10 protein-coding genes and 1 CRISPR repeat array are annotated in these 14,125 nt (G+C 38.0%); all 10 genes read left to right on the top strand.

The genetic code is table 11. The annotated features are described in order from the left end of the window. Positions 1–2 precede the first annotated feature (2 nt). The 10 genes from miaA (at position 3) to RV17_RS11370 (ending at position 14,004) form a co-directional block, all read left to right on the top strand. Positions 3–932 carry a tRNA (adenosine(37)-N6)-dimethylallyltransferase MiaA gene (gene miaA / locus RV17_RS11415; RefSeq protein WP_067480279.1) on the top strand — a complete coding sequence of 310 codons (930 nt, stop codon included), beginning with the start codon at positions 3–5 and terminating at the stop codon, positions 930–932. Further along, positions 929–2,182: a GTPase HflX gene (hflX, locus tag RV17_RS11410; protein WP_067480282.1), complete on the top strand. Its 1,254-nt coding sequence runs from the start codon at positions 929–931 to the stop codon at positions 2,180–2,182. Before miaA ends, hflX begins: the two co-directional genes overlap by 4 nt. Further along, positions 2,166–3,419, top strand: coding sequence for a methionine gamma-lyase family protein (locus RV17_RS11405; protein WP_071869272.1), 1,254 nt, complete (start codon positions 2,166–2,168; stop codon positions 3,417–3,419). The genes hflX and RV17_RS11405 overlap by 17 nt, the downstream gene beginning before the upstream one ends. A 163-nt stretch (positions 3,420–3,582) precedes the next feature. Then, positions 3,583–3,975, top strand: coding sequence for a MerR family transcriptional regulator (locus RV17_RS11400; protein ID WP_067480287.1), 393 nt, complete (start codon positions 3,583–3,585; stop codon positions 3,973–3,975). A gap of 41 nt (positions 3,976–4,016) precedes the next feature. After that, positions 4,017–5,357, top strand: coding sequence for a type I glutamate--ammonia ligase (gene glnA, locus RV17_RS11395; protein ID WP_067480290.1), 1,341 nt, complete (start codon positions 4,017–4,019; stop codon positions 5,355–5,357). A 184-nt stretch (positions 5,358–5,541) separates the two neighbouring features. Beyond that, a CRISPR array of direct repeats spans positions 5,542–6,108; the repeat unit is 36 nt; unit sequence GTTTTAGAGCTATGTTGTTTAGAATGCTTCCAAAAC. Between the two features lie 206 nt (positions 6,109–6,314). Beyond that, positions 6,315–7,925 carry a CTP synthase gene (gene pyrG, locus RV17_RS11390; RefSeq protein WP_067480293.1) on the top strand — a complete coding sequence of 537 codons (1,611 nt, stop codon included), beginning with the start codon at positions 6,315–6,317 and terminating at the stop codon, positions 7,923–7,925. A gap of 338 nt (positions 7,926–8,263) precedes the next feature. Then, positions 8,264–9,133, top strand: a complete 870-nt coding sequence (locus RV17_RS11385) for a class II fructose-bisphosphate aldolase (protein ID WP_067480296.1) — start codon at positions 8,264–8,266, stop codon at positions 9,131–9,133. Between the two features lie 408 nt (positions 9,134–9,541). Next, on the top strand, positions 9,542–10,267 hold the full coding sequence (locus RV17_RS11380; protein WP_071869271.1) for a MurR/RpiR family transcriptional regulator: 726 nt from the start codon (positions 9,542–9,544) through the stop codon (positions 10,265–10,267). 175 nt (positions 10,268–10,442) lie between these two features. After that, a complete protein-coding gene (locus RV17_RS11375) occupies positions 10,443–11,870 on the top strand; it encodes a 6-phospho-beta-glucosidase (RefSeq protein WP_071869270.1) in 1,428 nt (475 codons plus the stop codon). Positions 11,871–11,886: 16 nt separating this feature from the next. Beyond that, positions 11,887–14,004, top strand: a complete 2,118-nt coding sequence (locus RV17_RS11370; RefSeq protein ID WP_071869269.1) for a glycoside hydrolase family 3 N-terminal domain-containing protein — start codon at positions 11,887–11,889, stop codon at positions 14,002–14,004. Positions 14,005–14,125 lie beyond the last annotated feature (121 nt).

Genomic DNA, 14,125 nt, shown 5'->3' with positions numbered 1-14,125 from the left:
TTATGGAAAAAGTATTAGTAATTGTTGGCCCAACGGCTGTTGGTAAAACAGCTTTGAGCATTGAATTAGCAAAAAAATTTAATGGAGAAATTATTAGCGGTGATTCTTTGCAAGTGTACCGAAAACTAGACATTGGAACAGCCAAGGTCACCTCAGAAGAAATGGCGGGCGTGCCACATCATTTAATTGATGTGATTGAGCCGACACAACGCTACTCAGCTGCTGATTTTCAGCGGTCTGCTAGACAATTGATTGCTGAAATCACGGCTCGAGGTCATTTGCCAATTATTGCAGGTGGTACGGGGTTATATATTCAGTCTTTACTTTATGATTATCAATTAGGCGCTGCAGACAAACAGCAAGAGGAAACAAAAATAGTTCGCCAAAAATACGAAGCATTTGCTGACGAGTATGGAAACGAAGCTTTATGGACGATGCTTAAGGAAAAAGATCCAGAAGCAGCAGAAAAAATCCATTGGAACAATCAACGAAAAGTTGTCCGGGCACTGGAAGTTTTAGAAATGACAGGCTTCAGTATTACTGCTCCCAAAGAACAGCCAAAACAATTCTATGATTATTACATGATTGGTTTGGATACGAACCGAGAAAAGCTTTACGAGCGAATCAATTTACGCGTGGATTTGATGCTAAAAGCTGGTTTGGAAGAGGAGGCACGTTTTGTTTATCAATTAGGTGACACACAAGCGAGTCAAGGAATTGGTTATAAAGAATTTTTCCCTTATTTTAATGGACAGAATTCTTTAGAAGAAGTCGCAGAACAAATCAAACAGAATTCCAGACGTTATGCAAAACGACAACTCACTTGGTTTAGAAATCGACTAACTGCCCAGTGGTTTGATTTGGTGGAGCAACCCGAAAAACAGCAAGTAATTGAAACGAAAATTCAAAAATGGCTGGAGGAATCACAATGATTGAAGAGAAAGAAAAAGTGGTGATCGTCGGGGTCGAAACGGAAAAAAATCAATCTTATTTTGCAGAATCAATGAAAGAATTGATTCAATTAACGAAAACCGCGGCGGGAGAAGTGGTTTTTTCGCTTACACAAAAAAGACCACAAGTTGATCGCCAAACATTGATTGGTAAAGGTAAATTAGAAGAATTAATCCAGCAAGCAACTGCTTATGAAGCTGATTTGATTATTTTTAACCACGAGCTAACGCCACGACAAAGCCAAATCATTTCGGATGCCGTAGGATTGCCGGTGATCGACCGAGTACAATTGATTTTAGATATTTTTGCGATGCGTGCGCGTTCAAGAGAAGGTAAATTGCAAGTTGAGTTGGCACAACTTGAATATTTGTTGCCGCGATTGGTGGGACAAGGGAAGACTTTATCTCGTTTAGGCGGGGGAATTGGGACAAGAGGACCTGGGGAAACAAAACTGGAAACGGATCGTCGGCATATTCGCAACAAAATCTATGCAGTCAAACGTGAACTGAAAGAAGTTGAGGCACATCGTGAGCGCAATCGACAACAACGAAAAAACAATGAGATTTTTCAAATTGGTCTAATTGGTTACACGAATGCTGGTAAATCAACGATTTTAAATCTGTTGACCCAAGCAGATACGTATTCAAAAGATCAGTTATTTGCAACACTTGATCCATTGACAAAAAAATGGCATTTTCCTGAAGGGTTTGAAGTAACGATGACGGATACTGTTGGTTTTATTCAAGATTTGCCAACACAACTGATTGATGCGTTCCATTCAACGTTAGAAGAAAGCCAAAACATGGATTTACTTCTACATGTCGTAGATGCTAGCGCACCTGAACGAATTTTACAGGAACAAACGGTTTTGAAATTAATGGATGAACTTGAAATGAAAGATGTACCAATCTTGACTGTTTATAATAAAGCAGACCAAGTCAATCGTGGAGCTTTCACACCAACTTTATTTCCTAATCGTTTAATTTCAGCCAAAAGTGAATCGGGAAAACAAGAATTAACACGAGCAATCAAGCGAGAAATCATGGAACTACTAACCCCCTATACGCTTTTCTTACCAAGTGAGGCAGGGCAACAGTTAAGTGAAATCAAGCGGCAAACCTTGGTGTTAAGTGAGGAATTTATCGAAGAAAAGAATAGCTATGAAGTCAGAGGCTTTGCTAAAAGTACTTCGAAATGGATAAGGAGAATGACAGATGAGTTGGACAGCTGAGTTAGCGCCTGAACTAGTTGAAAAAATGGATGAAGTGGATCAAAAGATTGCTAAGCGATTAGCGGAGGTTCGAGAAGTAGCATTGACGAATCAAGCAAAAGTATTAACAGCATTTCGAGAGCAACAAGTATCAGAAACTCACTTTTTACCATCAACTGGTTATGGAAATGACGATTTAGGTCGCGACGTTCTGGAAGCTGTGTATGCTCAAGTTTTCGGGGCGGAAGCTGCACTTGTTCGTCCACAAATTGTTTCGGGGACACATGCAATTGCGACAGCCCTTTTTGGTGTATTGCGCCCTGGGGATGATTTGCTTTATATTACAGGAACTCCATATGATACTTTATTAGAAGTCATCGGTGTTGCCGGAAACGGGATTGGTTCGTTTAAAGAGTACGGGATTGGCTACGATCATGTTGACTTGCAAACAAATGGAAAAGTAGACTTTGAACAAGTTAAAAAGAAGATGACAAGCAAAACAAAAGTGGTTGCGATTCAACGTTCACGAGGTTATGCTACGCGTCCATCCTTTACGATTGAAAAAATAAAAGAAATGTGTACATTTGTGCATGAAATTGATCCAAATGTGGTCATTTTCGTTGATAATTGTTATGGAGAATTTGCTGAACTAATGGAACCCACTCAAATTGGTGCGGATCTCATTGCTGGGTCATTAATCAAGAATCCTGGTGGTGGAATTGCGAAAACGGGTGGTTACATTGCTGGAAAAAAAGAGTTTGTTGAGCGTGCGGCTTATCGTTTGACTACACCAGGCGTTGGTGCAGAAGGGGGCGCAATGTTAGGGAATGTTTATGATATGCTGCAAGGATTTTTCCTAGCGCCACATGTAGTTAGTCAAGCGATTCAAGGTGCAGTATTTACGGCAGCTTTATTAGAGAGTTATCAACTACGTTCGACACCACGTTGGGATGAGCCACGAACGGATTTGATTCAATTAGTTGAAATGGAAAATGCGGAAGCGATGGTCACGTTTTGCCAAGCAATCCAAAAGTTTTCACCAATTGATTCATTTGTTGCGCCGATTCCTTCTTATATGGCTGGATATGAAGACGATATTATTATGGCAGCAGGTACTTTTGTCCAAGGTGCGAGTATTGAACTAAGTGCAGACGGTCCTTTGAGAGAGCCCTATGCTCTGTATATTCAAGGTGGCTTGACCTTTGAACATGTAAAAATTGCGGTTTCTCACGCAGTGAATGCTGTTTACCATCAATAAATAATCAATCTATCTATGAGCTTTTTCTAGCAAAGAAAGAGCTCATTTTTTTGTACGGAAAAATTTTTTATCTTTCATGTTAGAAAACCTAACATGAATCGTTGACAAGTAAAAAATAAATTGGTACACTTTTCTCAACTTAGAAAACGAAAGGGGACATCTGATGGGAGAAAAGGAATTACGACGCTCAATGTCAGTTTTTCCAATTGGTACAGTTATGAAGTTGACTGATCTAACTGCGAGACAGATTCGTTATTATGAGGAGCAAGAGCTTGTTCATCCTGAACGTAGCGAAGGAAATCGTCGTATGTATTCGTTGAATGATATTGATACATTGTTGGAAATCAAAGATTATCTTTCGGATGGTCTGAATATGGCAGGAATCAAACGTGTATATGAAATGGCGCAGGCGAAGAAAAAAGAAGCCAAGAAAAAACGACCATTGACCGATCATGATGTCCGTCAAATCTTTCGTGATGAAATGTTATCACAAGGTGGGCTAAGTAAAACTGGGCACTATCAGTCGCAAGGAATGCAACATCAATTCTATGACTGAATAAAATAAAAAAATAAAAATGAAAGAGAAAGAGGGATACCATGGTAAAGAAACAAATAACTGGCGAAGAAATCAAACGAATTATTGAGGAAGAAAACGTACGTTTTTTACGTTTAATGTTCACAGATATTTTAGGAACAATCAAAAATGTTGAAGTTCCAGTAAGTCAAATTGACAAGGTTTTAGAAAATAAAATGATGTTTGATGGTTCTTCAATCGAAGGATTTGTTCGAATTGAAGAAAGCGATATGTATTTGTATCCAGATCTTTCAACTTGGATGATTTTCCCATGGGAGAGTGCGCATGGAAAAGTTGCACGTTTAATTTGTGATATTTACAACCCAAATGGAACACCGTTTGCTGGCGACCCTCGTGGAAACTTAAAACGTGCGTTGTCAGACATGAGAGAACTTGGTTTTACCTCTTTCAACTTAGGCCCAGAACCTGAATTCTTCTTATTTAAACTTGATGAGGATGGCGGAATTACTACGACATTAAATGACAAGGGCGGTTACTTTGATTTTGCCCCAACAGATTTAGGGGAAAATTGTCGTCGTGATATCGTTTTAGAATTGGAGAGTTTAGGATTTGAAGTCGAAGCTTCTCACCATGAAGTTGCGCCAGGACAACATGAAATTGATTTTAAATATGCAGATGTAGTAGATGCTTGTGATAACATTCAAACGTTCAAGTTGGTTGTCAAAACAATTGCTAGAAAACATGGCCTACATGCAACCTTTATGCCAAAACCATTATATGGAATCAATGGATCAGGAATGCATTGTAATATGTCCTTGTTTAATGAAGACGGCAACGCTTTTTATGATAAAGATGGCGAATTAGAATTAAGTCAAACCGCTTATCATTTCTTAGGTGGGTTGTTGCATCATGCGCGTGCTTACACAGCTGTTTGCAATCCAACAGTGAACTCATACAAACGTTTAGTTCCTGGATATGAAGCACCTGTTTACGTTGCATGGAGTGGGCATAATCGTTCACCATTAGTTCGAGTTCCTGAATCACGTGGCGTATCCACTCGTTTAGAATTACGTTCAGTTGATCCATCTGCAAATCCTTACTTGGCAATGGCCGTATTATTGCAAGCCGGTTTAGATGGTATCCGTCGTGAATTAACACCGCCAGATGCGGTTGACCGTAATATTTATGTGATGAATGAAGAAGAACGTGAAGCAGCGCAAATTCAAGATTTACCTTCAACGATTCACAACGCAATTAAAGAATTGCGTAAAGATGAAGTGATGATCGATGCACTAGGTCAACACATCTTCTCAAACTTTGTTGAAGCGAAACGTTTGGAATGGGCAGCTTTCCGTCAAACAGTTTCTGAGTGGGAAAGAGAACAATATTTAGAACTTTATTAAGTCAAAAAAGTAGTAAACACAGAGGCAATCTTTTGTCTCTGTGTTTTTTCATCCATTATGTTTTGTTTCCCACAGGTTTATTTTCCCATGATATAATAAGAAAAAACAATTGTTGAAGTACTTTAACTGAAGTTTTGCTATGGACGAGTAGTGCGATTACGAAACCTTGAATTTTTTTGCGAGGGTTTTAGAGCTATGTTGTTTAGAATGCTTCCAAAACTTGCGTTAACTCTTCATGTTCATCAAAAACGTTTTAGAGCTATGTTGTTTAGAATGCTTCCAAAACTCTTATTTTCTGTTTCTGTGACTGTATTTAGTTTTAGAGCTATGTTGTTTAGAATGCTTCCAAAACAGTTAACTATTATAGAAACCAGTTTATTTATGTTTTAGAGCTATGTTGTTTAGAATGCTTCCAAAACGGATGGGACTTTAGGAAAACCAATTGACCAGTTTTAGAGCTATGTTGTTTAGAATGCTTCCAAAACTTATACGGACTTGCACGAAACCGATTCTTAAGTTTTAGAGCTATGTTGTTTAGAATGCTTCCAAAACGGATGGGACTTTAGGAAAACCAATTGACCAGTTTTAGAGCTATGTTGTTTAGAATGCTTCCAAAACTTATACGGACTTGCACGAAACCGATTCTTAAGTTTTAGAGCTATGTTGTTTAGAATGCTTCCAAAACAGATGTTGTATTAGATAATTGTATGGGTAGGTTTTAGAGCTACGTTGTTTAGAATACTTCCAACACCAACAAATTTTTTTGAAATCGCAATCATCAAATTGATGTCTTGACTTTCAATTCTGGAGCTTGTATTATACTCCTTGGGCACCCTTTTAAAGGGTCAGAAGTTTACAGAAATTTCAGCTCCCTATTCTTGTTAGAAGAATAGGGAGCTTTCTTTATTTTTTCTGGGACTTTTCCTGCAGATAAAACAAGAAGGAGTTTTTGAATTTATGACAAAATACATTTTTGTAACTGGCGGCGTTGTATCTTCGATTGGTAAAGGGATCGTAGCAGCTTCATTGGGTCGCTTGTTGAAAAATCGTGGCCTAAAGGTAACTATCCAAAAATTTGATCCGTATATCAATGTTGACCCAGGAACAATGAGTCCTTATCAACATGGAGAAGTATTTGTAACAGATGATGGTGCGGAAACAGACTTAGACTTAGGACACTATGAACGTTTTATCGACATCAATTTGAACAAATACTCCAATGTTACCACAGGAAAAATCTATTCTGAAGTATTGCGTAAAGAACGTAAAGGGGAATACTTAGGAGCAACTGTCCAAGTGATTCCACATATCACAAATGAAATCAAAGAAAAGATCATGCGTGCCGCAAAATTAACAGACTCTGATGTCATCATCACCGAAGTTGGCGGAACAGTGGGTGATATCGAATCATTACCATTCTTGGAGGCTTTGCGTCAAATGAAAGCTGATGTTGGTGCAGATAACGTAATGTACGTGCATACAACATTGATTCCTTATTTAAAAGCTGCTGGTGAAATGAAAACAAAACCAACACAACACAGTGTAAAAGAATTACGTGGCTTGGGAATCCAACCAAATATTTTAGTCGTTCGTACGGAACAACCTGTTTCACAAAACGTAAAAAATAAATTAGCACAATTTTGTGACGTTGAACCAGAAGCCGTGATTGAATCACCGGATGTGGATACATTATATTCCATTCCATTATTGCTACAAAAACAAGGGATGGACCGAATTGTTTGCGAACACTTGAAACTTGAAACACCAGAAGCAGACATGACGGAATGGAAAGAATTAGAAGAACGTGTCTTGAACTTGAAGAAAAAAGTCCGTATTGCTTTAGTTGGTAAATATGTTGAGTTACCTGATGCTTATATCTCAGTAGTAGAAGCTTTGAAGCATTCAGGCTTTGCTTATGATGCAGATATTGAATTGGATTGGGTCAAAGCACAAGAATTAACGGAAGAAAATGTCGCAGAACGTTTGAAAGATGCTGACGGAATTTTAGTTCCTGGTGGATTTGGTGATCGAGGCGTTGAAGGTAAAATTGAAGCAATTCGTTTTGCCAGAGAAAATGATATTCCATTTTTAGGTATTTGTTTAGGTATGCAAATGGCTTGTGTTGAGTTTGCACGCAATGTAGTGGGTCTTCCTGACGCAGCTTCAGCTGAAACAAATCCTGATGCTCAAAATAATATTATTGATTTGATGGCCGACCAAGAAAACGTTGAAAACCTTGGTGGCACACTTCGTTTGGGCTTATATCCATGTAAAATCAAAAAAGGAACGAAAACAGCAACAGCATATGAAGAGGCAGATGTCGTTCAAGAACGTCACCGTCATCGTTATGAATTCAACAACCAATACCGTGAAATGTTTGAAGAACAAGGATTGGTTTTCTCTGGTGTTTCACCAGACAATCGCTTGGTTGAAATCGTTGAAATTCCTGAGAAGAAATTCTTTGTTGGTTGCCAATTCCATCCAGAGTTGATTTCACGACCAAATCGTCCACAAAAATTAATCAAAGCATTTGTTGGTGCTTCGCTAGCAGATCGCGAAGCAAAATAAGAAATAGGTCAAACAGAGTAGTTTTCATAAACTGCTCTGTTTTTTTGCGGGAAGAGTCAAAAGCAGGAATTAAGTGAAATAAATGCGGGTTTATGAAAAAAGAATGATTTTTTCTATTTGTTTTTTTGTTATTAAATGAGAAGAAGAAACATAATAAAACAGTATTTTTATCTAATTGTGGTTCGTTATTGTGTTTCTTTTTTACAAAAAACTTGTTGAAAATTTTCATTTTCAATGATTTTAGTAGAAAAGTACCACAATGTTTGGTAAAATAAGGTCGTTGGTTAAGAATTGTCTTAACAAATTTAGTTTTTACAAAACTTAGGAGGAATTTTATTATGCCAGTAGTATCAGGAGCTGAATTTTTAAAAGCTGCTCGTAAAGGCGGTTACGCTGTCGGCGGATTCAACACAAACAACTTAGAATGGACTCAAGCTATTCTTGAAGCAGCTGAAGCTAAAAAAGCACCAGTACTTATCCAAACTTCAATGGGTGCAGCTAAATACATGGGTGGTTACAAAGTATGTAAAGATTTAATCACTGATTTAGTTGAAGCAATGAACATCACTGTTCCAGTTGCTATCCACTTAGACCATGGTGACTACGATGCAGCTTTAGAATGTATCGAAATCGGCTATACTTCAGTTATGTTCGATGGTTCTCATTTACCATTCGAAGAAAACTTGAAATTAGCTAAAGACGTTGTTGAAAGAGCTCACGCTAAAGGAATCTCTGTAGAATGTGAAGTTGGTTCAATCGGCGGAGAAGAAGACGGAATCATCGGTAACGGCGAATTAGCTGACATTGAAGAATGTAAACAAATGGTTGCTACAGGTATCGACTACTTAGCATGTGGTATCGGTAACATCCACGGTCAATACCCAGAAAACTGGAACGGATTAGCATTTGATCACTTACAAGCAATTGCTGATGCTGTAGGTCCAGACATGCCTTTAGTATTACACGGCGGATCAGGTATTCCTCAAGACCAAATCGAAAAAGCTATCTCAATGGGTATTTCAAAAGTTAATGTTAATACTGAATTCCAATTATCATTTGCTGCTGCTACTCGTGAATACATCGAAGCTGGTAAAGACCGCGAAGGTAAAGGATTTGACCCTCGTAAATTATTAGCACCAGGTAAAGCTGCAATCGTTAAAGATGCAGAATCTCATATTGACTGGTTCGGTTCAGCAAACAAAGCTTAATTTGCTTCCTTTGTTGACTGATGAAAAGGGTGGGACAAAACGGATTCGTTTTGTCTCACTCTTTTTTGTTTACTAAAGATTTTCGTTTCTCTAAATTAAAAAAAGAAGAGGTTGCTGACATGCACAAAATGGAAGATGACGAGTTAATCTTAATTGAAGCCTCATTGATTTAATGGCGAAATAAAACGAGGCTTACATAAACATTTTTGTTCCTTTGTTCCTGAATTGTTTAACAAAAAATCTGAAAAATCTTATCGTGAACTATTTAAAAAATTATTCCTTACTTGATTTGCTAGCTATTATGAGTTATTTTGTTCTAGAATAAGCTTTGTAACCGTTTTTTCGCTACTTGAAAAAATAGAAATAAGTGGGAAAATTTGAATTTAGTTGCAACTAGGGGGAGAACAAATGAGTTTTTTTGGTAATATTGATTTTAATGCTTTGTCTGATACCGACCAAGCAATTTATCATTATATGAGTAGCAATGTGGATAAAGTTCCGTATATGCGCGTGCGAGACATTGCACAAGAATCGCATACCTCGGCATCTTCCGTGATGCGTTTGATTCGTAAGCTAGGTTATGAAAGTTATACTGAATTTCGCAGTCAGTTTAGTACGAGTGTGGTAGAAGGAGAAGATTTTAACGCGGCTTTGACAATTTTGAGTCGGGATAGTTTTCGTAAAGATATTGAAAGTAAATTAAATCAAGTTGTGGAAAAAATCCAATATTGTGAGAATATCGTCTTTTTTGGTATGGGAGCATCAGGGGCGATTTGTGAGTATGCGGCACGTCGTTTTGCTTTGATGGGGTACAATAGTTATCCATTAATTGATCCGACTTATCCAATTAAATCGAAACTGCAAAATACGAGTGACAATGTGCTAGTGACCTTATCCGTTTCAGGAATGACAAATGAGGTGGTCGAAGTAGTGAATGGTTTCCGAAATCAAGACGATTGTTTGACGATTGCCATTACTTCAGATATCAATTCGACCTTGAGTCGAATGTCTGATTATGTGCTAGACTATCATGTGGATGTTCGCCGAGTAAAAAAACATGAAGATTTAACAAGTCAGATACCTTGTATTTTTTTGATTGAACAACTCGCGGATCGACTTCAACAACGCGACTAAAAAGATTATTACTTTTAGGTACATGGCGTTTTGGAAAACACTATTTTGGTACAGAATGTACCATGATGGTGTTTTTTTCTATTTACTGGATTTCATGCCAGAGTTTTGTACAGGCATTGAGTAAGTCAGATTTCCTAACTATACTAAGGGCATTAACTAATTGAGGTGACCAATAATGGCAAATAAATTTCCAAAAGATTTTTTATGGGGTGGCGCAGTAGCAGCTCATCAAATTGAAGGTGCTTGGAATGCTGACGGCAAAGGAATCAGTATTGCTGACGTAATGACAGCTGGTGCAAATGGGGTTGCACGAGAAATTACGAAAGGTGTGATCCCTGGTAAAAATTATCCCAACCATGAAGCAATCGACTTCTATCATCGTTACAAAGAAGATATTGCTTTGTTTAAAGAATTAGGCTTAAACGTGTTTCGAACATCAATCAACTGGGCAAGAATTTTTCCGAATGGAGATGAGGAAGAGCCAAATGAAGCAGGTTTGCAATTCTATGATAATTTATTTGATGAATTATTGAGAAATGGGATTGAACCGGTGATTACTTTATCACATTTTGAAATTCCTTATCATTTACATGAAGTATACGGTGGATTCAAAAACAAAAAGTTGATTGATTTCTTCGTTCATTACGCTGAAACAGTCATGACACGCTATCAGAAAAAAGTGAAATATTGGATGACCTTTAACGAAATCAATAATCAGGCAGACGGACAACATGAGCTACACACTTGGACCAATTCTGCCATGCTTTTTCAGGCGGGTGAAAATAAAGAAGAATTGACTTTTCAAGCAGGTTTAAATGAGTTGATTGCCAGTGCAAAAGTCGTTCGACTAGGACATAAAATCAATCCTGAGTTTCAAATTGGTTGCATGATGGCGTACGTACCAGTTTATCCATATTCTTGTAATCCAGAAGATTTAATGGCATCCGTCAAAGTAATGGATCGTCGCTTCTTTTATTCTGATATTCATGCTCGTGGTGTTATTCCTACTTATGCCAAAAAATATTGGGAAGAAAAAGGGTATCAAATCGAAATTACCGAAGACGAAACACAAGCTTTGAAAGAAGGAACAGTTGATTATATTGGTTTCAGTTATTATATGTCTGGTGCAGTAACGACTTTACCAGAGATTTCAGGGGAAAACATCACTGATTTTCCAGGTGCAAAAGTCGTTCGAAATCCTTATGTTCAAGCAAGTGATTGGGGTTGGCAAATTGATCCAGTCGGGTTGCGTTATACCTTGAATGTTGTCTATGAACGTTATAATCTACCTCTTTTTATTGTTGAAAATGGTTTTGGTGCCTACGACCGATTAGAAGATGGGCAAGTCCATGATACCTATCGGATTGACTATTTGCAAAAACACATTGAGCAAATGAATCTGGCTGTACATGTTGATGGTGTTGATTTGCTGGGCTATACACCTTGGGGGATCATTGATTTAGTTAGCTTTGGTTCCGGTGAAATGGAAAAACGCTACGGCATGATTTATGTTGATAAAGATAATGAAGGCAAGGGAAGTTTGGTTCGTTTGAAAAAAGATTCCTTTGCTTGGTATCAAAAATTGATTCAAGAAAATCAATAGCCTAAAGGAGCACATCATGGAAATTCGTGAACTAAAAAAAGTAATGGACAAGTTAAGTCTAGCTGAAAAAATTGGGCAATTAGCTCAAGTAACGCCTAATTTTTTTGGAAATCAAGGAGAAATTACTGGCCCAATGTCAGAGTGGTCAATGGGGATGGATCAGCTTTATCAAGTAGGATCTGTTTTAGGTACCCACCGAGGAACGGAAGTCAGAAAAATTCAAGAAGATTATTTAGCGCGCAGTCAACATCAGATTCCTTTAATGTTTATGGCAGATGTTATTCATGGTTATGAAACGATTTTTCCGATTCCATTAGCGCTAGCTAGTAGTTTTGATCCTGAATTGATTGAAAAAGTAGCAAAGGCATCTGCCGCAGAAGCTGCCAGTGAGGGTATTCAAGTAACTTTTTCTCCGATGGCAGACTATGTCAAAGATCCTCGTTGGGGACGCGTATTAGAAAGTAATGGTGAAGACCCTAGACTTTCTCGCGCATTAACAGAAGCGTATGTCAAAGGCTATCAAGGAACAAATTTAGCAACAGAATCACATCGTGTAGCGGCTTGTGTGAAGCACTTTGTTGGTTACGGAGCTGCCGAGGGTGGTCGTGATTATAATACGGTAGATTTTTCTGATGTTGAGTTGTACCAAAACTATCTGCCTGCTTTTGAAGGAGCAATTGCGAATGGCGTAAAAATGGTTATGACGTCATTCAATAGTTTACATGGGGTACCAGTAACGGGAAATCGAAAGCTGATTAAAGGCATTTTGCGAGATGAATTGGGTTTTGACGGTGTCGTAATTTCAGATTGGGCAGCAATTGCTGAGTTGATGAATCACCGCGTAGCTGAAAACCCACGTGAAGCAGCAAAAAAAGCCTTCGAGGCAACCGTTGATATCGATATGATGACAGATTGCTATTTAAATGAGCTTGCAGAAATGATTGAAACAAAAGAGCAATTAAAAAAATTAGATGAAGCAGTTTGGCGTATCTTGACTTTGAAGAATGAGTTAGGCTTATTTGAAAATCCGTATCGTGGGCTGGACGTGACGGTTGATTTATCTGAACTCCAAGAATTAAGTTATCAAGCAGCTCTTAATTCTGCTGTACTTTTGAAAAATAATGCTGTTCTTCCTTTAGAATCAACAGAAAAAATTTTATTGATCGGTACGAAAGCAACAACACAAGACGTACTTGGAGCATGGTCATGGATTGGCGATTCGAAAAAAGCCATTTCACTTGCTAGTGGTCTAAAACAGCAATTTTCTGAAGTCCAGCTTATTTCAGTGACTGACCAACTTGACAAAAAAGCAATTGAGCAAGCAATCCAAGTCGCTGATAAAGTTATCATCGCAGTTGGGGAGAAAAGCGAAGAAGCGGGCGAAGCTGCAAGTCGCGCAGAATTAAAATTAAAAGCGATCGAACTCGAATTGATTGATTTATTAGCGACATATGAGATTGAAAAGATTTTAGTGACCTTTAGTGGACGGCCATTAGTTCTGACAGATGTCGTTGAGAAAGTAGATGCTATTGTTTCTGCTTGGTTTTTAGGTAGCCAAACAGGAGATGCTTTAGCGATGCTTTTGAGTGGTGCAGAAAATTTTACGGCACACTTACCGATGAGTTTTCCTCGTAGTGTTGGGCAACTGCCTTATTCTTATCAAGAGATGTCGACTGGACGGCCACAAACAAAAGAAAACTATCATGAAAAATATATTTCACGCTATATGGATGAAGAAAACCATCCATTGTACTGTTTCGGTCATGGATTGTCTTATAGCGAGTTTCAATATAAAAATTTTTCCCTCTCAAGTGATACGCTAACGAAAGAGGAAGAGTTGACAGTGAGTTTTGAAGTGATGAATAACTCCAAGATTAAAGGGTGGGCGTTACCACAACTTTATTTCCAAGATGAGGTTACCGAAGTTATTCGACCAAAAATCGAACTTTTGAAGTGGACAAAAGTTGAACTAGCTGCAGGCGAAACGAAGAAAGTCGAGTTTGTAGTTTCGCCAGCTGAATTGGCCTATAGTCATATAGATTTAAAAAAGACGATTGAATCGGGCGGATTTCGTTTATTTTTAGGGGAAAGTGTAGCGAATATTGTGGCAGAAAGCCGATTTCTCCTAACATAATTTTCTTAGTGGTACAGCTTGTGCCACTATGACTTTTTTTTCAAAAGTGGGAAACGAAAACCATTAAGAGGACAAGTTATTGTTTTTGAAAACGTTTTTATTTATGATGTGAATGTAAAAA

It is taken from the genome of Enterococcus thailandicus, assembly GCF_001886265.1.
In the GTDB taxonomy this organism is placed as follows: Bacteria; Bacillota; Bacilli; order Lactobacillales; family Enterococcaceae; genus Enterococcus_B; species Enterococcus_B thailandicus.
Note: the sequence above shows the minus strand (reverse complement) of the source record. Positions and strands in the feature narration are given on the sequence as shown.